Origin of the sequence: Micromonospora sp. NPDC050686, from assembly GCF_040654475.1 — a bacterium.
In the GTDB taxonomy this organism is placed as follows: domain Bacteria; phylum Actinomycetota; class Actinomycetes; order Mycobacteriales; family Micromonosporaceae; genus Micromonospora.
Genome location: NZ_JBFAID010000018.1, coordinates 12,534 through 37,711, shown reverse-complemented (window position 1 = coordinate 37,711; position 25,178 = coordinate 12,534). Strand labels below are relative to the sequence as shown.

At 74.6% G+C, this 25,178-nt stretch carries 27 protein-coding genes and 1 pseudogene; 19 read left to right on the top strand and 9 right to left on the bottom strand.

Annotated elements, in window-relative coordinates:
- Positions 1-157: 157 nt before the first annotated feature.
- The 9 genes from AB0H57_RS14870 to hisF all read left to right on the top strand — a co-directional run bounded on the left by AB0H57_RS14870 (position 158) and on the right by hisF (position 5,452).
- Positions 158-328 (top strand): hypothetical protein, encoded by a 171-nt coding sequence (locus AB0H57_RS14870; RefSeq protein ID WP_357506518.1) that lies wholly within the window; start codon positions 158-160, stop codon positions 326-328.
- Between the two features lie 5 nt (positions 329-333).
- A complete protein-coding gene (gene hisH, locus AB0H57_RS14865; protein WP_357506613.1) occupies positions 334-957 on the top strand; it encodes an imidazole glycerol phosphate synthase subunit HisH in 624 nt (207 codons plus the stop codon).
- 115 nt (positions 958-1,072) lie between these two features.
- Positions 1,073-1,396 (top strand): hypothetical protein, encoded by a 324-nt coding sequence (locus tag AB0H57_RS14860; protein ID WP_357506516.1) that lies wholly within the window; start codon positions 1,073-1,075, stop codon positions 1,394-1,396.
- Positions 1,397-1,413: 17 nt separating this feature from the next.
- Positions 1,414-2,142, top strand: a complete 729-nt coding sequence (gene priA / locus AB0H57_RS14855; protein WP_357506514.1) for a bifunctional 1-(5-phosphoribosyl)-5-((5-phosphoribosylamino)methylideneamino)imidazole-4-carboxamide isomerase/phosphoribosylanthranilate isomerase PriA — start codon at positions 1,414-1,416, stop codon at positions 2,140-2,142.
- Positions 2,139-2,561: a Rid family hydrolase gene (locus AB0H57_RS14850; RefSeq protein ID WP_357506512.1), complete on the top strand. Its 423-nt coding sequence runs from the start codon at positions 2,139-2,141 to the stop codon at positions 2,559-2,561. The genes priA and AB0H57_RS14850 overlap by 4 nt, the downstream gene beginning before the upstream one ends.
- 78 nt (positions 2,562-2,639) lie before the next feature.
- A complete protein-coding gene (locus AB0H57_RS14845; RefSeq protein ID WP_357506510.1) occupies positions 2,640-3,083 on the top strand; it encodes a MarR family transcriptional regulator in 444 nt (147 codons plus the stop codon).
- 5 nt (positions 3,084-3,088) lie between these two features.
- Complete coding sequence (locus AB0H57_RS14840) at positions 3,089-3,517, top strand: organic hydroperoxide resistance protein (RefSeq protein ID WP_357506611.1); 429 nt, start codon at positions 3,089-3,091, stop codon at positions 3,515-3,517.
- Entirely contained in the window at positions 3,514-4,512 is a 999-nt protein-coding gene (locus AB0H57_RS14835) for an NADP-dependent oxidoreductase (protein WP_357506508.1), read from the top strand. The genes AB0H57_RS14840 and AB0H57_RS14835 overlap by 4 nt, the downstream gene beginning before the upstream one ends.
- Before the next feature lie 118 nt (positions 4,513-4,630).
- Complete coding sequence (gene hisF, locus AB0H57_RS14830) at positions 4,631-5,452, top strand: imidazole glycerol phosphate synthase subunit HisF (protein WP_357506506.1); 822 nt, start codon at positions 4,631-4,633, stop codon at positions 5,450-5,452.
- A 21-nt stretch (positions 5,453-5,473) separates the two neighbouring features.
- Here hisF and AB0H57_RS14825 read toward each other — a convergent pair whose 3' ends face one another.
- Positions 5,474-5,935: a hypothetical protein gene (locus tag AB0H57_RS14825; RefSeq protein WP_357506504.1), complete on the bottom strand. Its 462-nt coding sequence runs from the start codon at positions 5,933-5,935 to the stop codon at positions 5,474-5,476.
- 58 nt (positions 5,936-5,993) lie between these two features.
- Positions 5,994-6,662, bottom strand: coding sequence for a hypothetical protein (locus AB0H57_RS14820; protein WP_357506502.1), 669 nt, complete (start codon positions 6,660-6,662; stop codon positions 5,994-5,996).
- A 58-nt stretch (positions 6,663-6,720) separates the two neighbouring features.
- On the opposite strand from AB0H57_RS14820, the gene AB0H57_RS14815 reads away from it, so the two are divergent.
- Complete coding sequence (locus AB0H57_RS14815; RefSeq protein WP_357506500.1) at positions 6,721-8,178, top strand: PLP-dependent aminotransferase family protein; 1,458 nt, start codon at positions 6,721-6,723, stop codon at positions 8,176-8,178.
- A gap of 40 nt (positions 8,179-8,218) precedes the next feature.
- Positions 8,219-9,532: a low temperature requirement protein A gene (locus AB0H57_RS14810; protein WP_357506498.1), complete on the top strand. Its 1,314-nt coding sequence runs from the start codon at positions 8,219-8,221 to the stop codon at positions 9,530-9,532.
- A 69-nt stretch (positions 9,533-9,601) separates the two neighbouring features.
- Here AB0H57_RS14810 and AB0H57_RS14805 read toward each other — a convergent pair whose 3' ends face one another.
- The 3 genes from AB0H57_RS14805 to AB0H57_RS14795 form a co-directional block, all read right to left on the bottom strand.
- Positions 9,602-11,428 (bottom strand): long-chain fatty acid--CoA ligase, encoded by a 1,827-nt coding sequence (locus AB0H57_RS14805; RefSeq protein WP_357506496.1) that lies wholly within the window; start codon positions 11,426-11,428, stop codon positions 9,602-9,604.
- A gap of 137 nt (positions 11,429-11,565) precedes the next feature.
- A complete protein-coding gene (locus AB0H57_RS14800) occupies positions 11,566-12,513 on the bottom strand; it encodes a terpene synthase (protein ID WP_357506494.1) in 948 nt (315 codons plus the stop codon).
- A gap of 122 nt (positions 12,514-12,635) precedes the next feature.
- A complete protein-coding gene (locus tag AB0H57_RS14795) occupies positions 12,636-13,265 on the bottom strand; it encodes a TIGR03085 family metal-binding protein (protein WP_357506492.1) in 630 nt (209 codons plus the stop codon).
- A 165-nt stretch (positions 13,266-13,430) separates the two neighbouring features.
- On the opposite strand from AB0H57_RS14795, the gene AB0H57_RS14790 reads away from it, so the two are divergent.
- A complete protein-coding gene (locus AB0H57_RS14790; RefSeq protein ID WP_357506490.1) occupies positions 13,431-15,299 on the top strand; it encodes an ABC transporter ATP-binding protein in 1,869 nt (622 codons plus the stop codon).
- Positions 15,300-15,413: 114 nt separating this feature from the next.
- Positions 15,414-17,207 carry an ABC transporter ATP-binding protein gene (locus tag AB0H57_RS14785; RefSeq protein WP_357506488.1) on the top strand — a complete coding sequence of 598 codons (1,794 nt, stop codon included), beginning with the start codon at positions 15,414-15,416 and terminating at the stop codon, positions 17,205-17,207.
- 232 nt (positions 17,208-17,439) lie between these two features.
- Here the strand turns inward: AB0H57_RS14785 and AB0H57_RS14780 are convergent, their stop codons facing one another.
- The 3 genes from AB0H57_RS14780 to AB0H57_RS14770 are packed head-to-tail and all read right to left on the bottom strand — an operon-like array spanning position 17,440 to position 19,525.
- On the bottom strand, positions 17,440-18,039 hold the full coding sequence (locus AB0H57_RS14780; protein ID WP_357506486.1) for a TetR family transcriptional regulator: 600 nt from the start codon (positions 18,037-18,039) through the stop codon (positions 17,440-17,442).
- Positions 18,036-18,791 (bottom strand): ABC transporter permease, encoded by a 756-nt coding sequence (locus tag AB0H57_RS14775; protein ID WP_357506484.1) that lies wholly within the window; start codon positions 18,789-18,791, stop codon positions 18,036-18,038. Before AB0H57_RS14775 ends, AB0H57_RS14780 begins: the two co-directional genes overlap by 4 nt.
- Positions 18,788-19,525, bottom strand: a complete 738-nt coding sequence (locus AB0H57_RS14770) for an ABC transporter ATP-binding protein (protein WP_357506482.1) — start codon at positions 19,523-19,525, stop codon at positions 18,788-18,790. The genes AB0H57_RS14775 and AB0H57_RS14770 overlap by 4 nt, the downstream gene beginning before the upstream one ends.
- A 105-nt stretch (positions 19,526-19,630) precedes the next feature.
- Between AB0H57_RS14770 and AB0H57_RS14765 the strand changes: the two genes are divergently transcribed.
- The 5 genes and pseudogenes from AB0H57_RS14765 to AB0H57_RS14745 all read left to right on the top strand — a co-directional run bounded on the left by AB0H57_RS14765 (position 19,631) and on the right by AB0H57_RS14745 (position 23,625).
- Positions 19,631-20,020 carry a MerR family transcriptional regulator gene (locus AB0H57_RS14765; RefSeq protein WP_357506480.1) on the top strand — a complete coding sequence of 130 codons (390 nt, stop codon included), beginning with the start codon at positions 19,631-19,633 and terminating at the stop codon, positions 20,018-20,020.
- 110 nt (positions 20,021-20,130) lie between these two features.
- Positions 20,131-20,841 (top strand): annotated as a pseudogene (locus tag AB0H57_RS14760) (phosphoribosyl-AMP cyclohydrolase); the annotation flags it as partial.
- Between the two features lie 180 nt (positions 20,842-21,021).
- Positions 21,022-21,432 (top strand): phosphoribosyl-AMP cyclohydrolase, encoded by a 411-nt coding sequence (hisI, locus tag AB0H57_RS14755; RefSeq protein ID WP_357506609.1) that lies wholly within the window; start codon positions 21,022-21,024, stop codon positions 21,430-21,432.
- Complete coding sequence (locus AB0H57_RS14750) at positions 21,429-22,982, top strand: anthranilate synthase component I (protein ID WP_357506478.1); 1,554 nt, start codon at positions 21,429-21,431, stop codon at positions 22,980-22,982. Before hisI ends, AB0H57_RS14750 begins: the two co-directional genes overlap by 4 nt.
- Positions 22,983-23,037: 55 nt before the next feature.
- Entirely contained in the window at positions 23,038-23,625 is a 588-nt protein-coding gene (locus AB0H57_RS14745) for a Trp biosynthesis-associated membrane protein (RefSeq protein ID WP_357506476.1), read from the top strand.
- On the opposite strand, the gene AB0H57_RS14740 is transcribed toward AB0H57_RS14745, so the two are convergent.
- Entirely contained in the window at positions 23,618-23,872 is a 255-nt protein-coding gene (locus AB0H57_RS14740; RefSeq protein WP_357506474.1) for a hypothetical protein, read from the bottom strand. The two genes, AB0H57_RS14745 and AB0H57_RS14740, sit on opposite strands and share 8 nt — an antisense overlap.
- A 494-nt stretch (positions 23,873-24,366) precedes the next feature.
- Here AB0H57_RS14740 and trpC point away from each other — a divergent pair, with 494 nt between their 5' ends.
- Positions 24,367-25,170 (top strand): indole-3-glycerol phosphate synthase TrpC, encoded by an 804-nt coding sequence (gene trpC, locus AB0H57_RS14735; RefSeq protein WP_222955128.1) that lies wholly within the window; start codon positions 24,367-24,369, stop codon positions 25,168-25,170.
- The last annotated feature ends 8 nt before the right edge of the window (positions 25,171-25,178 follow it).

Below are 25,178 nucleotides of genomic sequence, written 5' to 3'. Positions count from 1 at the left end.
GCAGCGGAGTCCCGCAGTCGCGAATGAAAGGCGGCTGTGATGAGCGCGAGGAACGCAGCGCAGCGGAGTCCCGCAGTCGCGAATGAAAGGCGGCTGTGATGAGCGCGAGGAACGCAGCGCAGCGGAGTCCCGCAGTCGCGAATGAAAGGCGGCTCTGATGGGCGCGCTGCTGCCGATGTTGTTGCTGATCCTCGCCGGCCTGCTGGTCGGCGGGGCCTGGTCGTTGCACCGGCAGGACGCGCCGCGTGCGGCGGTGCTGGTGACCGCGCTGCTCGCGGTGCTGGCCACCGTCGGTGGCGTGCTCTGGCTGCTGCCCGGGGAGGGCTGATGAGCATGAGCCGGCGGGTGGTGGTGCTCGACTACGGCTCGGGCAACCTGCGGTCGGCCGAGCGGGCCCTGGCGCACGCCGGGGCGGACGTGTCGGTGACCGACGACCTGGCCGCCGCGGCGGCGGCCGACGGCCTGGTGGTGCCGGGTGTCGGCGCGTTCGCCGCCTGCATGGCCGGGATCGAGGCGCTGGGCGCCGGGCCGGTGATCGCCGAGCGGGTCGCCGCCGGCCGCCCGGTGCTGGGCATCTGCGTCGGCATGCAGGTGCTCTTCGAGCATGGCGACGAACACGGTGTGGTCACCAAGGGGCTGGGCCTGTTGCCGGGCGGGGTGACGAAGCTGCCCGCGCCCCGGCTGCCGCACATGGGCTGGAACACGGTCGACCCGGCGGCGGGCACGGTGCTCTTCGCCGGCCTGCCGGCCGACGCCCGGTTCTACTTCGTCCACTCCTACGGGGTGACCGACGCCGCCGGCCTCGCGGCGGCCGGGGCGATGGTGACCACCGCCGAGCACGGCGCCCGCTTCGTCGCGGCGGTGGAGCGGGGGCCGCTCTCGGCCGCCCAGTTCCACCCGGAGAAGTCCGCCGACACCGGCGCCGCGCTGCTGCGCAACTGGCTGGGGGCGCTGTGAGCGTGAGGAGTGAGCCGGGTTTGCGAGCCCCGCAGTCGCGAACGACGGCGAGCGCTGTGAGCGTGAGGAGTGAGCCGGGTTTGCGAGCCCCGCAGTCGCGAACGACGGCGAGCGCGTGAGTAAGGAGCGGGCCCGGCGCCGGGAGGTCCGCGAGGCCCAGCAGGCCGCGGAGCGCGCGGCCCGGCAACGCCGGGTGGCCCGCCGGGAGCGCCGCCGCGCCCTGGTGCGCCGGTTGACTCCCCGGGTCCGGCTGGGCCGGTCCGGTCGACTGCCCCGGCACACCCGCGGCGAGCGGGCGGCAATCGTGCTGCTGACCGGGGTGGCGCTGGTCGGGATCTGGAGTTTCGTCGACGACCTGGCGCTGCGGTTGGCGCTGGTCGTGCTGTTGCTGCTGGTCCTGCCGGCGATCGTGGTGATCGCCCTGGACCGTCGTTCCTGAACCGAGGAGATGAAGCGTTGACGCTCACCCTGTTGCCCGCCGTGGACGTCGCCGACGGCCAGGCCGTCCGGCTCGTGCAGGGCGCCGCCGGCAGCGAGACCGCGTACGGCGATCCGCTGGAGGCCGCCCTCGCCTGGCAGCGTGACGGCGCGGAGTGGATCCACCTGGTCGACCTGGATGCGGCGTTCGGCCGGGGTTCGAACGCGGCGCTGCTGGCCGACGTGGTCGGCCGGCTGGACGTCAAGGTCGAGCTCTCCGGCGGGATCCGGGACGACGAGTCGTTGCGCGCCGCCCTGGCGACCGGGGCGGCCCGGGTCAACATCGGCACGGCCGCGCTGGAGGACCCGCTGTGGTGCGACCGGATCTGCGGCGAGTACGGCGACCGGGTGGCGATCGGGCTGGACGTGCGCGGCCGTACGCTCTCCGCCCGGGGCTGGACCCGCGACGGCGGTGACCTGTGGGAGGTGCTGGAGCGGCTGGACAAGGCGGGCGCCGCCCGGTACGTGGTCACCGACATCACCAAGGACGGCACGATGCGCGGGCCGAACCTGGACCTGCTGCGCGACGTCTGCGCCCGGACGGCCGCGCCGGTGATCGCCTCCGGCGGGGTGTCCACGCTGGACGACCTGCGCGCTTTGGCCACCCTGGAGCCGGCGGGGGTGGAGGGCGTGATCGCGGGCAAGGCGCTCTACGCGGGCGCCTTCACGGTCGCCGAGGCGCTGGCGACCCTGCGGACCGCCGGATGAGCGCGGCCGTCGCCGAGCCCGACCCGTCGGTCACGGTCACCCGGCTGGGCTCGGGCGGGCCGTGGGAGGCCGCCTACGGCTACTCACGGGTGGTCCGGGCCGGCGACCGGGCGGTCACGGCCGGCTGTACCTCGACCGTCGACGGCGTGGTGGCGCATGTCGGGGACGCGGCCGCGCAGACCGCCCAGGCGATCCGGATCGGCCTGGCCGCGCTGGCCGAGGTGGGTGCCGGGCCCGCCGACGTGGTCCGGACCCGGATGTACGTCATCGACCGGCGCTACGCCGACGAGGTGGGCCGGGCGCACAACGCGGTGTTCGGGGCGGTCCGCCCGGCGGCCACCATGGTCGTGGTGGCCGCCCTCATCGACCCGGACCTGCTGGTCGAGGTCGAGCTGGAGGCGTACCTCCCGGCTCTCTGACCTCGGCAGGCGATGGTGCGCCGGCGCCCCATCCGCATTTGAATTGTGCACAATCTGATTGTGCGCTACGTTCTTCGGGTGACCGATGATCTGGTGCTGCGGCGGCAGGTGTGCTTCGCGCTCTACGCCGCGTCGCGCGCGCTGACCGACGTCTACCGCCCGATCCTCGACGAGCACGGCCTGACCTACCCGCAGTACCTGGTGCTCCTCACCCTGTGGGAACGCGCCGAGCCGCCCACCGTCTCCGAGCTCGGCGCCGCGTTGCGGCTGGATTCCGGCACGCTCTCCCCGCTGCTCAAGCGGCTGGCAGCGGCGGGCCTGGTGACCCGCTCCCGCTCGGCGCGCGACGAGCGCCGGGTCGAGGTGGGCCTCACCGAGCGGGGCCGCGCCCTGCGCGAGGAGATGGCCGCGGTGCCGCGCCGGGTGGCCCGGGCCACCGGCCTCGGCGAGGCGGAGCTCGTCGCCCTGCGCGACACCCTCACCCGGGTCACCGAGACGATCCACCGACAGAAGGAGCAGTGACCGCCATGCAGGTCCTCTACACCGCCTCCGCCCGGGCCACCGGCGACGGCCGGGACGGCCACGTCCGCACCTCGGACGGCACCCTCGACCTGGACCTGGCCGTCCCGAAGGAGATGGGCGGCGCCGGCGGCGCGGCCAACCCGGAGCAGCTCTTCGCCGCCGGCTACGCGGCCTGTTTCCACTCCGCCCTGCGGGTGGTGGCCCGCCGGGCGAAGGCGGACGTCTCCGGCTCGGTGGTCGAGGCCGAGGTGGGCATCGGGCCGAACGGGTCCGGCGGCTTCGGCCTGACCGTCACGCTGGTGGTCGACCTGCCGGCCGTCGAGCGTGGCGCCGCCGAGCAGCTGGTCGAGCAGGCACACCAGGTCTGCCCGTACTCGAACGCGACCCGGGGCAACATCGGGGTCGCCCGGACCGTCCGGGAGGTGCTGCGGTGAGCACCAACCGTGAGATCCACCTCGCCTCCCGTCCGCAGGGCTGGCCGACCGCCGAGAACTTCCGCCTCGTGGAGACCGAGGTGCCCACGCCGGGCCCGGGTCAGATCGTGGTGCGCAACCGGTTCATGTCGGTCGACCCCTACATGCGGGGCCGGATGAACGACGTGAAGTCCTACGTGCCGCCGTTCCGGCTCGACGCCCCGCTGGACGGCGGCGCGGTCGGCGAGGTGGTGGCCGGCGAGGCCGAGGGGATCAGGCCCGGCGACACCGTGCTGCACGGGCTGGGCTGGCGGGAGTACGCGCTGCTCGACGCCAAGGCCGCCCGCACGGTCGATCCGGGCCTCGCGCCGGTCACCGCCTACCTGGGGGTGCTCGGCATGACCGGGCTGACCGCGTACGCGGGCCTGCTGGACGTGGCCGCGATGAAGCCGGGTGAGACGGTCTTCGTCTCCGGCGCGGCCGGCGCGGTGGGCAGCATGGTCGGCCAGCTCGCCAAGCTGCGCGGCGCGGGCCGGGTGATCGGCAGCGCCGGCTCCCCGGCCAAGGTCGACCGGCTCAGGTCGCTCGGCTTCGACGCCGCCTTCGACTACCACGACGGCCCGGTGTCCGAGCAGCTCAGGGCCGCCGCGCCGGACGGCGTCGACGTGTACTTCGACAACGTCGGCGGCGAGCACCTGGAGGCCGCCATCGGCGCGATGAACATGCACGGGCGGGCCGCCATCTGCGGCATGATCGCCCAGTACAACGCCACCGAGCCGCCGGCCGCCCCGCGCAACCTGGCGCTGGTGATCGGCAAACGGCTGACCCTGCGCGGCTTCCTGGTCCGCGACCACGGTCACCTGCGCGACCAGTTCGTCCAGGAGGTGGCCGGCTGGCTGCGGGACGGGAAGCTGTCGTACGACGAGACGGTCGTCGACGGCCTGGAGAACGCCCCCGCGGCGTTCCTCGGCCTGCTGCGCGGCGAGAACCTCGGCAAGATGCTCGTCCGGCTGTAAGGCGGGGCCCCCGCTTGACGCATCCGGTAGCGGCGGGGGCCCCTGTTAATGCCCCGGGCGGCGGTGGCCCACCGCACACGCCGGCCACCGCCGCCGGAACGTTGGATAGGCTCGCGGCATGACGGTGGCGGTACGGGTGATCCCCTGTCTCGACGTGGACGCCGGCCGGGTGGTCAAGGGGGTCAACTTCGTCGACCTGCGCGACGCCGGCGACCCGGTCGAACTGGCCGCGGCGTACGACCGGGCCGGCGCGGACGAGTTGACCTTCCTCGACGTCACCGCCTCGTCCAGCGACCGGGGCACCATGCTCGACGTGGTCCGGCGCACCGCCGAGTCGGTCTTCATCCCGCTCACCGTCGGCGGCGGCGTGCGGACGGTCGCCGACGTCGACACCCTGCTGCGCGCGGGGGCGGACAAGGTCGGGGTGAACACCGCCGCGATCGCCCGGCCGGAGCTGATCGCCGAGATCGCCGACCGGTTCGGCCGGCAGGTGCTGGTGCTCTCCCTCGACGTGCGCCGCGCGCCGGCCGCCGGCGGGCCGGGTGGCGGCAGCAGGCCGGGTGGCGCCGGCGGCGAGCACGCCGGCGGTACGCCGAGCGGCTTCGAGGTGACCACCCACGGCGGTCGCCGGGGCACCGGCCTGGACGCGGTGGAGTGGGCCCGGCGCGGCGCCGAGCTGGGCGCGGGCGAACTCCTGCTCAACTCGATGGACGCCGACGGCACCAAGGCCGGTTTCGACCTGCCGTTGATCGAGGCCGTCCGGCGGGTCGTCGACGTGCCGGTGATCGCCAGCGGCGGCGCCGGCGAGGTGGCGCACTTCCCGCCGGCCGTCGGCGCGGGTGCCGACGCGGTCCTGGCGGCCAGCGTCTTCCACTTCGGCGAGCTGACCGTCGGCGAGGTCAAGACCGCGCTGCGCGGCGCCGGCCACCCGGTCCGCTGACCGGCCGCCGGCCGCCGGTGGTCAGCCCCGCTCCGGGTGGCCCTCCGGGGACCGCCGCGGGGCCGGGATCGAGCGCACGAGGTATTCCTGCACCGCGGCGGCGTGTTCCTCGTCGGCCAGCTGCCAGTCGGCGTTACCGGGCGTGTGCCGCCGGCTGAGCACCCCCTGCACGGTGTCCACTGTGGTGGCCAGGCCGGCGCTGGGCCGGGTGCGCCAGAGCCGCTCGCCGTCCGGGGTGATCCGGAACCAGCCGTCGGCGACGCTGACCAGCCCCGCCCCGGCCAGCCGGCGCACCGCCGCCTCCACCTCGTGCCGCTCCGGGATGCTCCGGTTCAGGTGGTCGGCGGTGGACAGCACGTCGGCCAGGCGTACCCCCTCCGGGCGGCGGGTCGACGCCGCCCGGCGATGCCGCCCGGCGCCGCTCGCGATCAGCACGGACACGAAGATCCAGGCGTCCGTCCGACGCCATCCGTTCTCCCCCATGCGGAAATGATGCCCGGCACTCTCCGCGAAGAAAACACCTGATTCTGTTCACCGGGCGTCACCGCAGCTCAGCGGGGGACGGATCGGCCGAAGCGGCGGCCGGCGGCACCGGCTCGGGCGGGCCGGCGACGGTGAACGGCGGCAGGAACAGTTGGGTCAGCGGCCCGATGCTGACCGCGTACGCGACCGTGCCGAGGCCGACCGTGCCGCCGAGCAGCCAGCCCAGGATCAGCACGGTGACCTCGATGATCGTGCGGACCAGCCGGATCGACCGGCCCGGGCGGCGGGCCACGAAGCCGGTCATCAGCCCGTCCCGGGGGCCGGGGCCGAGCCGGGCGCCGAGGTAGAGCCCGGTGGCCGCGCCGTTGGCCACGATGCCGCCGAGCAGCAGGGCGATCCGGGCGGGCAGCGGCAGGCCGGCGGGCAGCAGGGCCGCGGTGGCGTCCACCACCAGGCCGATCACCACCACGTTGCTGACCGTGCCGATTCCCGGGCGTTGCCGCAGCGGGATCCAGAGCAGCAGCACCAGCGCGCCGACCAGGATGGTCACCGTGCCGAAGGTGAGCCCGGTGCGCAGGGACAGCCCCTGGTGGAAGACGTCCCACGGGTCCAGCCCCAGGTCGGAGCGGATCATCATGGCCATGCTGACCCCGTACAGGACCAGGCCGGCGTAGAGCTGGGTGAGGCGGCGGGCCGGCCGGTGCCGAAGATTGCCAATCGGAGCCATGCATGCCACCCTAGGGTCCAATTCCTGGATTGTTAGAGCCAATTGCGGAGGGGTGGCCATGAGCAGCCAGGTGCGGGGGAGCCAGTTGGCGCGTCTGCTCGGCCAGTGGCATGCGCTGCCCGGCCGCCGCCGCAACCCCGACTACGCCGCGCTCGCGGCCGCGGTCCGCGGCCTGCTCGCCGACGGCCGGCTGCCGCTGGGCGTACGCCTGCCGGCCGAGCGGGAGCTGGCGGAGGCGCTGCGGATCAGCCGCACCACGGTCACCGCCGCCTACCGCCTGCTGCGCGAGACCGGCCACCTGGCCAGCCGCCGGGGCGCCGGCAGCTGGACGATGCTTCCCGGCAGCCACCGGATCGCCGGCAACGGGCTGTGGACCCCGCAGGACGACCGGGACATGATCGACCTGGGCGTCGCCGCGCTGGCCGCGCCGCCGGAGCTGCTCGCCGCCGCGCGGGCCGCCACCGAGGACCTGCCCCGCTACCTGGGCGGCGCCGGCTACCACCCGACCGGCATCGTCGAGCTGCGCGAGGCGGTGGCCGGGGCGTACACCGAACGCGGGCTGCCGACCAGCCCGGAGCAGATCATGGTGACCAGCGGGACGCAGCACGCGCTGGACCTGGTGCTGCGCCTGGCGCTCAGCCCCGGCGGCACCGTGCTGGTGGAGTCGCCCACCTACCCGAACGCGCTCGCCGCGCTCGCCGCGCGCCGGGCCCGGATCACCACCCACGGCCTCGCCACCGACGGGCCGGGCTGGGACGCCGACCTGCTGCTGGGCAGCATCCGGCAGGGCCGTCCCAAGCTGGCGTACCTGATCCCGGAGTTCCAGAACCCGACCGGGCACCTGATGACCGCCGGGCTGCGGGAGCGGCTGGTCGCCGGAGCCCACGCCGCCGGCACCGACCTGGTCATCGACGAGTCCTTCGTGGACCTGCCGCTGGAGGGCACACCGCTGCCGCCCCCGGTGGCCAGCTTCGACCGGCACTCCCGGGTGATCAGCATCGGCGGGATGAGCAAGCCGTACTGGGGCGGCCTGCGGATCGGCTGGGTGCGGGCGTCCGCGCCGCAGGTGCAGCGGCTGGCCGCGGCCCGGGTCGGTGTCGACATGGCCAGCCCGGTGCTCGACCAGCTCCTCGCGGTCCGGCTGCTGGCCGACGCGCCGAGGATCGTGGCCGCCCGCCGGGCCCAGCTCGCCGCCCAGCGCGACGCCCTGCTCGGCGCGCTGGCCCGGCGGCTGCCCGACTGGCGGGTCACCGTGCCCCGCGGCGGGGTGACGCTCTGGGCCGAGCTGGACGGGCCGATCTCCAGCGCGCTGGCTCGGGCGGCCGAGGAAGCCGGCGTACGGCTGGCGCCCGGCCCGCGCTTCGGCCTGGACGGCACCCTCGAACGCTTCCTGCGGCTGCCCTTCACCCTGCCCGCCGCGGACCTGGTGGAGGCGGTCGACCGGCTGGCCGCGGTCCGCTACGGCCTGGACCGCACGGCCCGCCCGCAGTGGCGGGAGCCCGCCGTCATCGCCTGATCCGGCGTGCCGGCGGTGCCGGCGCTGAGACACTGCCGGAATGGGCGACGGTGGCGGTACCCGCTGGTCACGGGTGGTGCAGCCGGGTGCGCCGGGGTCCCGGACAACTCGACTGGAGCTCTTCTACGACCTGGTGTTCGTCTTCGCCTTCATCAACGTCACCAGCCTGACCGCCGCCCACCCCAGCCCGGTCAACCTCTACCGCTGCCTGCTGGTGCTGGCCCTGCTCTGGTGGTGCTGGACCGGCTTCGCCGGGCTCGGCAACGCGGTACGGGCCGACCAGGGCGTGCTGCCGCTGGTCGGCTTCGTCACGGTCGCCGCGGCCTTCATGCTGGTGCTGAGCATGCCCGGGGCGTTCGTCGACACGCCGGGCGGACTGAACGGTCCGGTGGTCTTCGCCTCCTGCTACCTGGTGGTCCGGGTCTCCCAGCTGGGGATCCTCTTCTGGGTGGCCCGGGGTGATCCGGAGCGGTGGCAGCGGCTGCTGCGGATCGTCGTCCTGCCGGTGGTGTCGGCGGCGCTGCTGGTCGTCGCGGGCACAGTGCCGCTGCGGCTGGCCGACCGGCCGGTGGCCATCGCGGTGCAGCTCGCGCTCTGGACGGCGGCGCTGGCGCTGGAATACGTCGGCGGGGTGATCCTCGGCCGGCCGTGGTGGGTGGTGGTCTCGGCCGGCCACTGGGCGGAACGGCACGCGCTGATGGTGCTGATCGCCCTCGGCGAGTCGATCATCTCGCTGGGGCTGGGCGCGAAGTTCTTCACCGACCTGCCGCTGACCGGGCCGGTGTCGCTCGCCGCTGTGTTCGGCATCGCCGTCGCGGCGATGCTGTGGTGGGCGTACTTCGACACCTTCTCCTACGGCGTCGAGCAGGCGCTGCACCGCGCGCGGGACCCGGAGGCCCGGCGCCGGCTGGCCCGGAACGCGTACACGTACCTGCACCTGCCGATGATCGCGGGGATCATGTTCTTCGCCCTCGGGCTCAAGGATCTGCTCGCCGAGGCGGCCGAGCCGGCGACCCCGGCCTGGGGCGTGCCGCTGGGCGGCTTCTGGATCACGGTCCTCTACGGCGGGGTGGGGCTCTATCTGTTCGGCATCACCGCGTGCGCTCGGCTGGTGCTGCGTCGGGTGCGCTGGCCGTTGCTGGTGACGGTGATGGTGCTGGCCGGGTCCGCCCCGTTCGCCGCCCTGCTGCCCGAACTGGTGGCGTTGGCCCTGCTCGCTGTGATCATATTCGCCGGCACGGTGGTGGAGACGCTCAGCGAGGACGGCCGGCGGCTCCAGATCCGGCAGCTCGCGCTGGCGGAGCAATACGCCGTGGAGGAGGAGCAGAGCCGGTGGCGACGGCGGCACCTGTGACGCCGGCCCGACCACGCCACCGGCCGCGCCCCGGGACGGTGGGGCACGGCCGGCGACGCCGTGGTTCGGTCAGAGTTCGGCGAGGGTGCCCGCGTACATCTTTTCGATCTCGGTGGCGAAGTTGCTCTCCACGCCGCGGCGCTTGATCTTCAGCGACGGCGTGATCTCGCCGTGCTCGATGGACAGGTCGCGCGGGAGGATGGCCACCCGCTTGATGGTCTCCCAGCGGTTGAGCTTGGCGTTGAGCTCCGCCACGTAGCCCTCGACCATCTCCCGCGCCTCGTCGGAGGTGGCGATCTCGGTGTAGTCGCGGCCGTCGAGCGGGCCACCCGCCGCCCAACCCTTGATCGCGTCCGGGTCGAGGGTGACCAGCATGGTGCAGTAGTTGCGGGCCTGGCCGATGACGACCGCCTGCGAGGTGTACGGGCAGATGGCCTTGAACATGCCCTCGATGTGCGAGGGGGCGATGTACTTGCCGCCGGAGGTCTTGACCAGGTCCTTCTTCCGGTCGGTGATCCGCAGGTAGCCGTCGTCGTCCAGGCTGCCGATGTCGCCGGTACGGAAGAATCCGTCCTCGGTGAACGCGGCGGCGGTCTCCTCCGGCAGGTTGTGGTAGCCGCGCATCACCGGCCGGCCCCGGACCAGGATCTCTCCGTCGGTGTCGAGCCGGCACTCCAGGTCGCCCATGGCCCGGCCGACGGTGCCGATGCGCAGCCCGTCCGGCGGGTTCACGAAGTTGCCGGCGCTGGTCTCGGTCAGGCCGTACCCCTCGGAGATGGGCAGGTTGGCGGCGGCGAAGAAGGTGGCGATCTCCGGGCTCAGCGGCGCCGCGCCGGAGACCAGCACCCGGATCCGCCCGCCGAGCCGCTGCTGGATCTTGCTGAACACCAGCTTCTCGGCCAGCGCGTAGCGCACCTTGAGCCCGGCCGGGACCGGCTTGCCCGCCTGTTCCAGGGTGACCTTCTCCTTGCCGGTGCGGACCGCCCAGGCGAAGATCTTCGCCTTCGCCCCGCCGGCGTCCTGGGCGGTGGTGACCGACTTGTTGAAGACCTTCTCGAAGACCCGGGGCGCGCCGCACATGAGCGTCGGCCTGATCACCGCGAGCAGCTCGACCAGCTTCTCCACCCGGCCGTCGACGTACGTGGGCAGGCCGACGTGGGTGGCGCCGCAGAGCAGGGTCTTGCCGAACGAGTGGGACAGCGGCAGCCAGAGGTACTGGAGGTCGTCGTCGCGGAGCAGCCCCACCTGCTCCTGGGCCACGCCCTCCCAGCACCAGCCGCCGTGCAGCAGCTCCACGCCCTTGGGCCGGCCGGTGGTGCCGGAGGTGTAGATCAGAGTGGCCAGGTGGTCCGGGCCGATCCCGGCGACCAGCATGTCGATCAGGTCCGGCTCGGTGGCGAGGGCCTGGCTGCCGCGCTCCTCGAGCTCAGCCAGGGTGAGCTGCGGCACGGCGGCGGCCGGGTCCGGCTCGCCGTCGAAGAGCACCACGTGGGTGAGCCGGGGCAGCTCCGCGCCGGCGACCTTCGCGGCCTGGGCCGGGTTCTCGGCGAACAGCACCCGGGAGCCCGAGTCGGCGACAATGTAGGTGGCGTCCTCCGGCTCGGTGGTCGGGTAGACGGTGGTGGTCGCGCCGCCAGCGCACATGATGCCGAAGTCGGCGAGCACCCACTCGATCCGCGTGTTCGCCAGGATCGCCACCGGATCCTCCAGGCCGACGCCGAGCCCGTGCAGCCCGGCCGCGACGGCCCGCGCCCGCTGCCCGACCTGCGCCCAGGTCAGCCAGACCGGCCCGGAGTCGTCGGGCGCCGGGTGGGCGAAGGCGGGGCGGTCGGGAGTCGCCGCTACCCGCTTGAGGAACATGTCGGGAATGGAGCGGTAGGGTATATCGAGAGCCATCGCTGAAGCCGCCTTCAGGGGTGGTGGCGTGACGCGAGTCACGTCATTTTTCGGTTACCGAAGGGTATTGCCTGCGCCCGGCCATCGCCAGTGCCGGTTGCCGGCCCGCGTCGCGTGGTCCGCTCCGGGCGGTGCCGTCAGGCGTACCGGGTGGCGGCCAGCGACCAGTCGTAGGTGGCGCGGATCCAGTCCCGTCGGGTGGCCAGATAGGCGTCCACCGCCTCGTCCCCGCTGGCCAGCAGCGCGGCCTCCCGGGCGGCGTACGCGGTCAGCGCCGCGTTGTACCGGTCCGCCGCCGCGCGCAGCGCGGCCTCCTCGCCCAGCCCGGTCTCGCCGCCGATCGTGGTGACCAGGTTGTGCGGGTCCGGCGCCGTGCTCCGCTCCTTGCCGTAGGAGAAGAGGTCGTTGCACCAGCAGACCAGGTCGGCGGCGAGGACGTCCACGGCGGCCAGCGCCGGCTCGGTCCGCCGGGCCGCGTCGGGCAGCCGGTCCCGGCTCAGGTCGGTCAGCGTGAAGGCCGGCCGGGCGCCGCCGGTGTGCCGGCGCATCTGCACGTACTCCTCCGTGCCGGGCACCCGGCGGTGCTCCCGGTTGGCCGCCTCCCAGAGCAACGCGAGCAGATATTCCCGAAGCTGGCTGATCAGCCGCAGCAGGGCGCCCGGCCGCCGCTGCGCCCGGACCCGCCGGCACACGTCGTCCAGCGCCACGCCCAGCGGGCCGGCTCCGGCCGGCGCCGCGGCCGGGTCGCCGTGCCGGTCCAGCACGGTCAGCAGGGCCGCCACCACCGGCGCGAGCCGGATCGGGCTGGCGCCCAGCCCGTCCTCGTCACACGCGTCGTCCATCACGAAGAGCCAGGTGATCAGGTCGGCCAGCAGGCGCAGCCGGTCGGCAGGCCCGTCCGGGCAGGCCCGGGCGGCGAGTTCCGCCGCCCCGGCGGCGCGTAGCCGGCGCAACCCCGCCGGGGTGGCGACCAGGCCGCACTCGCGCGCCCATCCGACGCTCTCCTCGGCTATCACGGCTGCCGCCGGGTGCCGGCGCGCGGGGTACGGAGGCTCGCGTAGTGCCGCTACCGCGAAGCTGCGCATCGGTGCCCCCTGTCGGGCCGCCCGGGACGGGGCCGGAGGGCAGCAGTGTACGGCAGGGCATCGAGTTGCGTCGCTGGGAGACGCCTCCCCGCACCTCTCCGTCACCGGGCAGGAACGCTGCGTCAGAAGCCGAGCCGAGCCGAGCGCAGCCGGTCGGCCGGGGCGGCCGGTCCGTCCACCTGCACCCGGGCCACCCGCTGCCGGCCGGAGACGAAGAGCAGCAACTCGCCCGGGGCGCCCACCAGCCGCAGCCGGTCCCCGCCCCGGCCCACCCGCAGCTCCCCGTAGCCGGGGGCCTGGACCAGCAGGTCCGCCGGATACCGGCGCAGCGACACCCGGGCCAGCAGCCGGGCCCGCTTCCAGAGCGCCGCGGACAGGCCGGCCCGCAGGTCCCGGGGCAACCACCCGCCTCGGGCCCGGCGGACGTCCTCGTGGTGGATGAAGTACTCCACCGTGTTGGCCAGCTCGTCGGTGAGCGGGTTGCTCACCGGGCTCCACAGCGGGGGACGGCGCACTAGGTCGACCAGGTCGGCGTACGGGAGCGCGGCGGTCCGCCGGCGCACCGCCTCGCCGTACCCACGCAGCGGCGGCAGCAGGATGCCGCCGGCGGCGTCCGGCCGGCGTTCCCGGACGACCAGGTGGGCGGCCAGGTCCCGGGTGGTCCATCCCTCGTTGACGGTCGGGGCGTCCGGTCCCAGGTCCAGCAGGAGGTCGGCGAGCGCCGCGCGCTCGGCTCGGGCATAGCGCGACATGGACCGATGGTAGGCGCGCGGCGGCCGGGATGCGCGGCGGCGTGGGCTCCGGGCGGGCCGCCGCGGCCGGCCGACGTGATGCCGGACATAGCGGCGCGGGGCGGCGGAGGTGGCCGCGACCGGTAAGGATGAGGAAGATACTGGTGGCTTACGGCGGGGGAGAGCGTGACGGGCGGGACGAGTCGGGACGTGCTCGGCCGGGGACTGGCGGTCCTCGGCCAGGCGATCCGCGAGCAACCGCGGATCTTCGCGGTGGCGGTGTCGGGCAGCGTGCTCTTCGGCGCCATGGTCGTGGCCAGCGCGTTCGTGGTCGGCGCGGTGGTCGGCGAGGTGGTGGTGCCCGCGATCGCGCGCGGCTCGGTGGGGACCGGCGTGCTGGCGCTGGCCGCCGCCGCGCTGTTCGGCCTCAGCGTGCTGCGCGTGGTCGGGATCTTCGGCCGGCGGCTGGGCGCCGGCTACATGCAGTACCGGCTCCAGGCGGCCTACCGACGCCGGGTCACCCGCCGCTATCTCGACCTGCCGCTGGCCTGGCACCAGCGCAACGCCACCGGCACCCTGCTGTCCAACGCCAACTCGGACGTGGAGGCCGCCTGGTATCCGATCGCGCCGCTGCCGTTCGCGGTCGGCACCCTGGTGATGTTGGTCGGCGCGGTGGTGTCGCTCTTCTTCACCGACTGGGCGCTGGCCCTGGTCGGCCTGGCGGTCTTCCCGGCGCTGTTCGCGCTCAACGTGGTCTACTCCCGCCGGATGGCGCCCCGGCAGGCCCGCGCCCAGCGGCTGCGCGCCGAGGTCAGCGGCATCGCCCACGAGAGCTTCGACGGCGCGCTGGTGGTCAAGACGATGGGCCGCGAGGCGCAGGAGACCGCGCGCTTCGCCGCCCGGGCCGGCGAGCTGCGCGACGCGCTGATCTCCGTCGGGCGGCTGCGCGGCGTCTTCGACCCGATGCTGGAAACCCTGCCCAGCCTCGGCACGCTCGCCGTGCTGGTGGTCGGCGCGATCCGGCTGCGGCAGGGGGCGATCACCGTCACCGAGCTGGTCAGCGTGGCCTTCCTCTTCACCGTGCTGGCCTTCCCGGTCCGGGCCATCGGCTGGGTGCTGGCCGAGCTGCCGCGCAGCGTCGCCGGCTGGGACCGGGTGCGCCGGGTCCTCGACGCCACCGGCGAGATGCCGTACGGCGAGCGCCGGCTGGACCGGGCCGAGCCGCGCCCGGCCACACTGGCCTTCCACGATGTGCACTTCGGGTACGAGCCGGCCGAGGCGCACCTGCCCGGCGCCCAGGTGCTCGGCGCGGTCGGCTTCACGGTGCCGGCCGGCAAGACCGTCGCGCTGGTCGGCCCGACGGGCGCCGGCAAGTCCACCGTCGCCTCCCTGGCGGTGCGCCTGGTCGATCCGGACTCCGGCACGGTCACCCTGGACGGGGTGGACCTGCGCGAGCTGGCCGCCGACTCGCTGGCCGGCACCGTCGCGCTGGTCGCCCAGGTGCCGTTCGTCTTCGACGACACCGTACGGGCCAACATCGGCCTGGACCGGCCCGGCATCAGCGACGAGGACGTCTGGGCGGCGCTGCGGCTGGCCGAGGCGGACGGGTTCGTCGCCGCGCTGCCCGACGGGCTGGACACCATGGTCGGCGAGCGGGGCACCTCGCTCTCCGGCGGGCAGCGGCAGCGGCTCACCCTGGCCCGGGCCCTCGCCGGCCGGCCCCGGCTGCTGGTGCTCGACGACGCGACCAGCGCGGTCGACCCCCGGGTGGAGGCGGCGATCCTGGCCGGGCTGCGCGCCCCGGCCGGTGGGGGCGCCCCGGCGTCGATCCTGGTGGTGGCGTACCGGCGGGCCACCATCGCGCTCGCCGACGAGGTGGTCTACCTGGAGCAGGGCCGGGTGGTGGCCCGCGGCACGCACCCCGAGCTGCTCGCCACCGTTCCCGGCTACGCCGACCTGGTGACCGCGTACGAGCAGGCCGAGCAGGAACGCGAGCAGAGCGGGACGTACGACGAGGTCACCCCGCTGACCTCAGGGCTGGAGATGGACCGGTGAGCGCGAGGAGTGCAGCGCAGCGGAGCCCCGCAGTCGCGATCGAAAGGCCGGTCCGGTGAGCGCGAGGAGTGCAGCGCAGCGGAGCCCCGCAGTCGCGATCGAAAGGCCGCCCCGATGACCGCTACCCCCACCGCCGAGGCCGAACGGCCGGCGGAACAGCCCGAGACGACCTGGCGGACGCTGCGCCGAGGGCTGGCCCTCTCGCCGGAGCTGCGGACCGGCCTGGCCGCCACGCTGGCGCTGGCGCTGGTCTACATGGTGGGCCGGGTGGCCGTGCCGGTGGCGGTGCAGCGCGGCATCGACGGCGGCATCGTCGGCGGCCTGAACCTGAACGTGATCTCCACGGTGGTGGTCGCCACGGCCGCCGTGCTGGTGATCACCACCGTCTGCGGCTACCTGATGATGCGGCGGCTGTTCACGGTCAGCGAGACCGCGCTGGCCAACGTCCGGACCCGGGCCTTCCGGCACGTGCACGACCTGTCCATGCTGCACCAGCAGTCCGAGCGGCGCGGCTCGCTGGTCTCCCGGGTCACCAGCGACGTCGACCAGATCACCCAGTTCCTCCAGTGGGGCGGGGTGATCCTGCTGGTCAACCTCGGCCAGTTGGCGGTCACCACGGCGGTCATGCTGGCGTACTCCTGGCAGTTGACCCTGGTGGTGTACGCCGCCTTCGCCCCGGCGGTGCTGGTGATCCGGTTGCTCCAGCGCCGGCTGGCCGCCGCGTACGGCACGGTCCGGCAGCGGATGGGCGTCCTGCTCGGCACCATCGCGGAGAGCGTGGTCGGCGCGCCGGTGATCCGGGCGTACGGCGTCGCCGGGCGGACCGCCCGGCGGCTGGACGAGGCGATCGAGCGGCAGCGGGAGGCGCAGCAGAAGGCCATCCGGATCAGCATCATGGGCAGCTCGGTGGGGGAGTTGGCGGCCGGCGTCGCGCTGGCCGGCGTGGTGGTGGTCGGGGTCAGCCTCGGCGCGGACCGCACCCTGTCCATCGGCCAGCTCACCGCGTTCCTGTTCCTGGTGACGCTCTTCATCCAGCCGGTGCAGATCGCCACCGAGGTGCTCAACGAGGCGCAGAACGCCATCGCCGGTTGGCGGCGGGTGCTCGACGTGCTGGACGTCGCCCCGGACGTGGCCGACCCGGGCGAGCAGGGCCGGGAGTTGCCGTCGGGCCCGGTGGACGTCCGCTTCGCCGGGGTGGGGTTCGCCTACCCGGGTGGCCCGCCGGTGCTGCACGACGTCACCCTGGACATCCCGGCGAAGAGCCGGGTGGCGGTGGTCGGCGAGACCGGCAGCGGCAAGACCACCTTCGCCAAGCTGCTCACCCGGCTGATGGACCCGACCACCGGGCAGGTGCTGCTCTCCGGCGTGCCGCTGGACCGGGTGCGGTTCTCCTCGCTGCGTTCGCGGGTGGTGATGGTGCCGCAGGACGGCTTCCTGTTCGACGCCACCGTCGGGGAGAACGTCCGCTTCGCCCGCCCCGAGCTGACCGACGAGCAGCTCACCGCGGCCTTCACCGAGCTGGGCCTGGCCGACTGGCTGGACGGCCTGCCCTCCGGCCTGGCCACCCCGGTCGGGGAGCGCGGCGAGGCGTTGAGCGTGGGGGAGCGGCAGTTGGTCGCGCTGGCCCGGGCGTACGTGGCCGATCCCGACCTGCTGGTGCTCGACGAGGCGACCAGCGCGGTGGACCCGGCCACCGAGGTACGCCTCCAGCGCACCCTGGACGCGGTGACCCGGGGGCGGACCACCCTGGCCATCGCGCACCGGCTCTCCACCGCGCAGGCCGCCGACGAGGTGATCGTGGTCGACCGGGGCCGGGTCGTGCAGCGGGGCCCGCACGAGGAACTGCTGAAGGACCCAGACTCGGTCTACGCCCTGCTCTACGCCTCCTGGCTCGAGCAGACCCGCTAGGCGCGGCTGGTGCGCCGCTGGTGGTCGCCGCCGCCCGCCCGCCGGGCCCTCGGCGGTCCGTCCGGGCCAAGCTATCGGCGGTCCGTCCGGCCGGGGCGGGTGACTCCGGCGAGCGTGATACCCGAGAGGTATTTTGATGACTCAGAGGTATCACGCTCGATCTGGTCTCTGCCCGGCCGGCCGGGTCGCCCGCCGCTCGCTGCCTGCCGCCCGCCCGCGCCGGGTCCGCCGGTCAGCCGGTGAGGTCGCCGGTGAGGTAGCGCTGGAGGGTGGGGGCGAGGGCGGCGACCAGGGTCTCCCGGTCGGCGGTGGCGATCGGGTCGAGGCGGATGACGTAGCGCATCATGGCCAGGCCGGCGACCTGGCTGGCCACCAGGGCGCCGCGCAGGGGCCGTTCGGCGGGGTCCAGGTCGAGCTGGTCGAGGACCCGGCGCAGGATCTGGGTGGCCAGGAACTCGCGCAGCAGCCGGGCCGTCCACTCGCTGCTCACCGCCGAGCGGAGCAGGGCCACCGCGGCCGTGCCGACCGGGGAGTCCCAGACGGTGAGGAACGTGCGGACCAGCCGTTCGCCCACCTCGTCCGGGCCGCCCGCCAGGACGGCCGGCAGCAGCCCCGCCGGGTCGATCGGGATCGCCACGGTGGCCCGGAACAGCTCCTCCTTGGTGCCGAAGTAGTGGTGCACCAGGGCCGGGTCCACGCTCGCGGCGGCGGCGATGGCGCGGATCGAGGCGGCGTCGAAGCCGCGCTCGGCGAACGCCGCCCGGGCCGCCGCGAGGATCGCCTCCCGAGTGTCCGGCCGGCCGGGCCGGCGGCCGATCCGCCGCGGCGTCACCCGCTGCGCCGGCGCAGCGTCGCGGCGGCGAGCACCAGCGCGACCACCGCCGCGCCGGCCACGATCGCCGCGTCGCGCCACATCGTGCCGGTCGGGTCGGGGTGCGCGCCGACCTCCTGCAGGGCCTCGACGGCGTACGACAGCGGCAGCACGTTGCTGATCGCGTGGAGCCACCCGGCCATCTCGCCGCGCGGGACGAAGAGCCCGCAGAGCAGCAGTTGCGGCAGCACCACCACCGGCATGAACTGCACCGCCTGGAACTCGGTGCGGGCGAACGCCGAGCAGAGCAGGCCGAGCGCCACGGCCAGCACCGCGTTGATCCCGGCAATCATGATCACCAGCCAGGCGCTGCCGGCGGTGTCCAGCCCGAACACCCGGTACGCCACCAGCGCTGCGACGGTGGACTGCAGCACGCCGGCCAGCCCGAACGCGATCCCGTAGCCGAAGAGCAGGTCCAGCTTGCCCAGCGGGGTGGTGAGCAGCCGTTCCAGCGTCCCGGTGGTGCGTTCGCGCAGCATCGCGATGCTCGTCACCAGGAACATGATGATGAACGGGAAGAAGCCCAGCATGATCAGCGCCACCTGGTCGAAGAAGCTGGGCTGCCCCGGCGGGGTGGGCTGGTCGACGTACATGTAGTAGACCAGGGTGAGCAGCACGGTGGGGACCACCAGCAGCAGCGCCACGGTGCGCCGGTCGTGCCGCAGCTGGCGCAGGATCCGCCCGGTGGTGGCGGCCAGGATCCGCGGGTTCATGAGCTGGTCTCCTCGCTCGCGGCGGCCTCGCTGGACCGGATCAGCCGCAGGAACGCCTCGTCGAGGTCGTCGGCGCCGGCGGTGGCGCGTACCCCGTCGGGGGTGTCGTCGGCGATCAGCCGGCCCTCGCGGATCAACAGCAGCCGGTCGCAGCGGGCCGCCTCGTCCATCACGTGGCTGGACACCAGCAGGGTCGTCCCGGTGGCCGCCATGGCGTGGAAGCGGGCCCAGAGGTCGGCCCGCAGCACCGGGTCCTGGCCGACCGTCGGCTCGTCGAGGATGACCAGCTCCGGGTCGCCGACCAGGGCGCAGGCCAGCGACGCCCGGCTGCGCTGGCCGCCGGAGAGGGTGCCGACCAGCTGGCCGGCCGCGTCGGCCAGCCCGACGTCGGCGACCGCCCGGTCGGCCTCGGCGCGGCCCCGGCCGTGCAGCGCGGCGAAGTAGCGGGCGTTCTCCCGGACGGTCAGGTCGGCGTAGACGCTGGGCGCCTGGGTCAGGTATCCGACCCGGTGGCGCAGCTCCCGCGCCCCCGCCGGTTGGCCCAGCACGGTGACCCGGCCCGAGGTCACCCGCTGCACCCCGACCACCGCCCGCATCAGCGTGGTCTTGCCGCTGCCGCTGGGCCCCAGCAGGCCGGTCACCGTGCCGCGTGGCACCGCGCAGCTCACCCCCTGCAGCACCCGCCGGCCGCCGCGTGCCACGACCAGGTCGTGGACCGCTATCGCCCCGTCCATCGCCGCCTCCCGAAACTCATCAACCGTTGAAATCAACGGTAAATGAATAACCATGGGCCGGGCAACGGTTGACTTCCAGTGCGCTCGAACTGGAAGCCTGTCCGGGTGGACATCAGCACGCAGGAGACCAGCCTCTCGGTGGGGGAGGCCGCCGCCCAGGTCGGCCTGACCACCTACACGCTGCGCTGGTACGAGCAGGAGGGCCTGGTCGCGCCGGTCGGGCGGGACTCGGCCGGCCGGCGGCGCTACACCGAGGGAGACGTCAGCTGGCTCTTCCTGCTCACCCGGCTGCGCCGCACCGGGATGCCGGTACGCGACATGCGCCGCTACGCCGAGCTGGCCCGGCTGGGCGACCGGACGCTCGGCGCGCGGCGGGCGCTGTTCGAGGCGCACCGGGCCCGGGTGCTGAACCGGATGGCCGAGCTGCAGGAGGACCTGAAGATGCTCGACCACAAGATCGACGTGTACCGCCGGGCGGAGGAGGAGCTCGCCTGATCCGGCGCCCCGCACCGGCATGATCGACAGGCCACGGCCCGACCCCAGACCGGACAGCCAGTGCGGCAACGGGCATTGCGCCCCGAATAGGGGTACGGCACGATGGCGCGGTGGGTCACCCTGCCTCACTTGAGCACGGCTTTCTCGCCGACTGGGTGGCCCGCCTGCGCCGGGACGTCCCGCGCCCGGTGCTGGGCGTCCTGCTGCGCGGCAGCCACGCCCGTCGGGGCGCCACCGAGCACAGCGACGTCGACCTGGACGTGCTGGTCGGGGAGGGGGCACCGGACGCCGTATCGGTGGCGGCCGGCGTACCCCACCGGGCCTACCTGGCCGAGACCGACGGGCGGCTGGTGCACCTCTCGGTGGCGGTCCTGGACGTGCGCCGCTGGCTGCGCCGCCTCGGCGAGCCCGCCGACTGGGCGTTCGGGCTGCCGGTCAGCGCGCCCGCCCGGCTGCTCTGGGCCGACCCCGCCTGGCGGGCGCGGCTGGACCTGCCGGTGCTCTGCCAACCGGCCGGGGCGCCCCGGCTGGAGGAGCTGATCGCCACGCTGGGTAAGGTCGCCGGCGCCCGCGCCGGGGACGACCCGATCGGCGTCCGGCTGGCCGCCGCCGACCTGGCCCGGCTCTGCCCCTCGGTGCTGCGGCTGGTCAACCCGGAGGTCCGGGTGGTCTCCCGCCGGACCGCGCTGGACGCCGCGCTGGGCCTGCCGGTCGCCCCGCCCGGCTACCGCGACGACATGCTGCGCTGCCTCGGACTGCGCCCGGCCACCGCGGCCGAGCTGCACACCGCCGCCGTCCGGCTGGTCGGCGGGACCGTCGCGCTGGTCCGCCCGTACGCCGGGGAGGTCGCCGCGGTGGCCGGGCCCGACCTGGCCGCCGCCCTGGCCGACGGCCGGCTGGATCGCTACCTGAGGCAGTTGGCGCCGCCGGCGGGCGGGACGCCGCGACCACGCCGGGACGCGGCGACGGTGGCGGCGGCGCGTGCGGGACAATGGGTCACTGTGCCCGTACCTGATGTCGCCCCGACCGGTGGACCCGCCGGCCCGGCCCGCCCGTCCCGCCTCGACCCCGCCATCGCCGCCCGGCTGCGGCGCACCCCGGACGGCCTGGTGGCCGCGGTGGTACGCCAGCACGACTCGGGGGAGGTGCTGATGCTCGCCTGGATGGACGACGAGGCGCTGCACCGCACCCTGACCACCGGTCGGGCCACCTACTGGTCGCGTAGCCGCCAGGAGTACTGGGTCAAGGGCGCCACCTCCGGCCACCACCAGCACGTCCGCTCGGTGGCCGTGGACTGCGACGGGGACGCGCTGCTGGTGAGCGTGGATCAGGTCGGGGCGGCCTGCCACACTGGGCACCGCTCGTGCTTCTTCGAGGAGCTGCCGGTCACCCCTGGAGGCGATGCCGCATGACCGACGGGACGGTCAGCCCGGACCAGGCGACCTTCGCCGAGCTGGCGGCGCGCTGGCGGGTCGTGCCGGTCACCCGGCGGCTGCTCGCCGACGCGGAGACCCCGATCGGGGTCTACCGCAAGCTGGCCGGCGGCCCGGGCACCTTCCTGCTGGAGTCCGCCGAGCAGGGTGCGGGCCCCGGGGGCACCGCCTGGTCGCGGTATTCGTTCATCGGCGTGCGCAGCCTCGCCACGCTCACCGAGCGGGACGGCGCCGCGGTCTGGACCGGCCGCCCGCCGCCGGGGCTGCCGACCGGCGGCGACCCGGTGCGGGTGCTGCGGGAGACCGTCGAGTCGCTGGCCGGGCCGGTCTGGGAGCCGGCCAGCGGCATGCCACCGCTGACCGGCGGCCTGGTGGGCTACCTCGGCTACGACTTCGTCCGCCGCCTCGAGCGGCTGCCCGAGATCACCGAGGACGACCTCCGGCTGCCCGAGCTGGGCATGCTGCTCGCCACCGACCTGGTGGTGCTCGACCACTACGAGGGTTCGGCGATCCTGGTCGCCAACGCCGTGCTGCCGCCGACGGACGCCCCGGACCGGGAACCGCTGGTCGCGGCGGCGTACCACCACGCGGTGGGGCGCCTCGACGCGATGACCACCGCGCTGTCCCGACCGATTCCGCCCATGATCTCCACGGTGGAGCGGCCACCGGTCGGCGGCGTGGTCAGCCGCACCTCGGAGGGCGGCTACCAGAAGGCGGTGGAGGAGGCCAAGGAGGCCATCCGGGCCGGCGAGTGCTTCCAGATCGTGGTGGCCCAGCGCTTCGAACGGGCCACCGAGGCGGACCCGCTGGACGTCTACCGGGTGCTGCGGACGACCAATCCCAGCCCGTACATGTACCTGCTGCGCTTCGACGGCTTCGACATCGTCGGCTCGTCGCCGGAGGCGCACCTGAAGGTCACCGGCGACGCGGACGGGCAGCGCCGCGCGCTGCTGCACCCGATCGCCGGCACCCGCCCGCGCGGCGCCACCCCGGAGGCCGACGCCCGGCTCGCCGCCGAGCTGCTGGCCGACCCGAAGGAACGCGCCGAGCACGTGATGCTGGTCGACCTGGGCCGTAACGACCTGGGCCGGGTCTGCCGCCCGGGCAGCGTGGAGGTGCCGCAGTTCGCCACCGTCGAGCGGTACAGCCACGTCATGCACATCGTCTCGACGGTGACCGGCACGCTGCGCGCGGACCGGACCGCCTTCGACGCGCTGGCCGCCACCTTCCCGGCGGGCACGCTCTCCGGCGCACCGAAGGTCCGGGCCATGGAGATCATCGAGGAGCTGGAACCGGTCCGGCGCGGCCTGTACGGCGGCACGGTCGGCTACTTCGGCTTCGGCGGCGACCTCGACATGGCCATCGCGATCCGCACCGCGCTGCTCCGCGACGGCCGGGCGTACGTGCAGGCCGGGGCGGGCGTGGTGGCCGATTCCGATCCGCACGCGGAGGACCAGGAGACCCGGAACAAGGCCGCCGCCGTGCTGGCCGCGATCGCCGCCGCCGAAACCCTGAAGGCGGCCCGGTGAGTGCGAGGAGTGCAGCGCAGCGGAGGCCCGCAGTCGCGAACGAAGGGCGGGTCCGGTGAGTGAACAGGGCAGCGGGGTGGCTGAGGAGTCGGCGCGGGCCGGGCGGCGCGAGCTGACGTACGCGGTCCTGCTCTGCCTGGCCGGCGCGGGCCTGGCGCTCTGGGCGGCGACCCGGACCTGGGCGGTCGAGCTGGCCGAACGGCCGCCGCTGCCGCCGATCCGCACCGCCCGCACCGGTGGCGCGCTGCTGCCCTGGCTCCCCGCGCTGGCGGTGGTCGGGCTGGCCGGCGGGGGAGCGGTGCTGGCCACCCGCGGCGCGGTGCGGCGCGTGCTGGGCGCCCTGCTGGCGCTGCTCGGCCTGGCCGTGGCGGCCGGCGGCGGTTACGGCCTGGTCGCCGCGTTCGGTGGCGAGGTGAGCCGGCAGTGGCCGGCGCTGTGCCTGGTCGGCGGCGTGCTCGCGGCGACCGGCGGCGGGCTGACCGCGGTACGTGGGCGGGGCTGGCCGGCGATGGGCGCCCGGTACGAGCGCCCGGCCCGCGGCGGCGACGGCGCTCCGGTGCCGGGCGAGGGGCGGGTTACCGGGCGACGCACCACCGAGGCGTGGGACGCGCTGGACCGGGGCGAGGACCCGACGGTCAGCTGACCGGCTGGCGGTCCCGGGCCGCGGCCCGGGCGGCGGCCAGCTCGGCCACCAGCCGGTCCAGTCCGGCCCGCTGGTCGGCGCGGGCGCGGTCGGCGCAGACGGCCTCCCAGGCGTTGCCGCGGGCGGTCCGCATGCGGGCCTCGCCGACCACGGCGCGCTCCAGCGTGTGCACCACGCCGACGGCCAGCGACGCCACGGTCCGCGAAATGGTGGTCAGGTCGATGGTGGACGACTCGGGGCTGGTCATGGTCACCTCGCACGGTCAACGGTGGCGACGGTCGGGCGGACGCCTCGTCGAGTCTGCCCGAACCGATGCTGCCCGGCTCACGTTTCGCCGTGGTGACGGGCGGATCAACTGTCTCGTGAGGTGAACGACCTGGGTAGGGCCGATCAGCCTTGAGCTTCGTCACACCGCCGGCCCGGGCCACCCCGCGCTGCGGGCGGCGCCGGTTCGTGGTCAGATAGGTCATGGGCGGTGATCGATGAACCGGCCGGCAGTGCCGCAGCCGGGGGGTGGCGGCGGTCGATCCGTGCGGTGGCCGTACGTGACATCCCGTTCACCGGAAGTCGGTCATTATGCCGGAGCCCATTTCGTGAGGAGCGCCATACCCCCGGCATCTGGCGGCCGGTGGCGCCCCCTAGCATCGGCCCATGACGCCCGGAGAGGGGAGTCCGTTGGTGACTGCTGAGCATGCGCACGCGGAGGGGGACGACGCCGGGACCACGGCGGCGTCCGCAGGCGTGCTCGACGAGATCCTGGCCGGAGTGCGGGAGGACGTGGCCCGGCGGCAGGAGCAGGTTCCGCTGGAGCGGATCCGGGAACTGGCCGCCGCCGCGCCGCCACCACTCGACGCGTACGCGGCGCTGCGCCGTCCCGGCGTGGCGGTGATCGCCGAGGTCAAGCGCTCCTCGCCGTCCAAGGGGCGGCTCGCCGACATCGCCGACCCCGCCGACCTGGCCGGCGACTACGCGGCCGGTGGGGCGCGGGCGATCAGCGTACTGACCGAGGGGCGCTGGTTCGGCGGCTCGCTGGACGACCTGGCCGCCGTCCGCGCCGCGGTGAAGATCCCCGTCCTGCGCAAGGACTTCGTGGTCTCCAGCTACCAGGTGCACGAGGCCCGCGCGCACGGCGCCGACCTGGTGCTGCTGATCGTCGCCGCGCTGGAGCAGAACGCGCTGGTCGGCCTGCTGGAGCGGATCGAGTCGCTGGGCATGTGCGCGCTGGTCGAGGTGCACACCGAGGAGGAGGCCGACCGGGCCCTGGAGGCGGGCGCGCAGGTGATCGGGGTCAACGCCCGTGACCTGCGTACCCTGGAGGTCGACCGGTCCGTCTTCGAGCGGATCGCGCCCGGCCTGCCCAGCAGCGTGGTCAAGATCGCCGAGTCCGGCGTGCGCGGTCCGCACGACCTGATCCGGTACGCCTCCGCCGGAGCCGACGCGGTGCTGGTCGGCGAGGGTCTGGTGACCCAGAAGAGCCCGCGCGAGGCGGTGGCGGAGCTGGTCAACGCCGGTAACCACCCGGCGACGCCCCGGCCGGTGCGCTGACGCGCCCT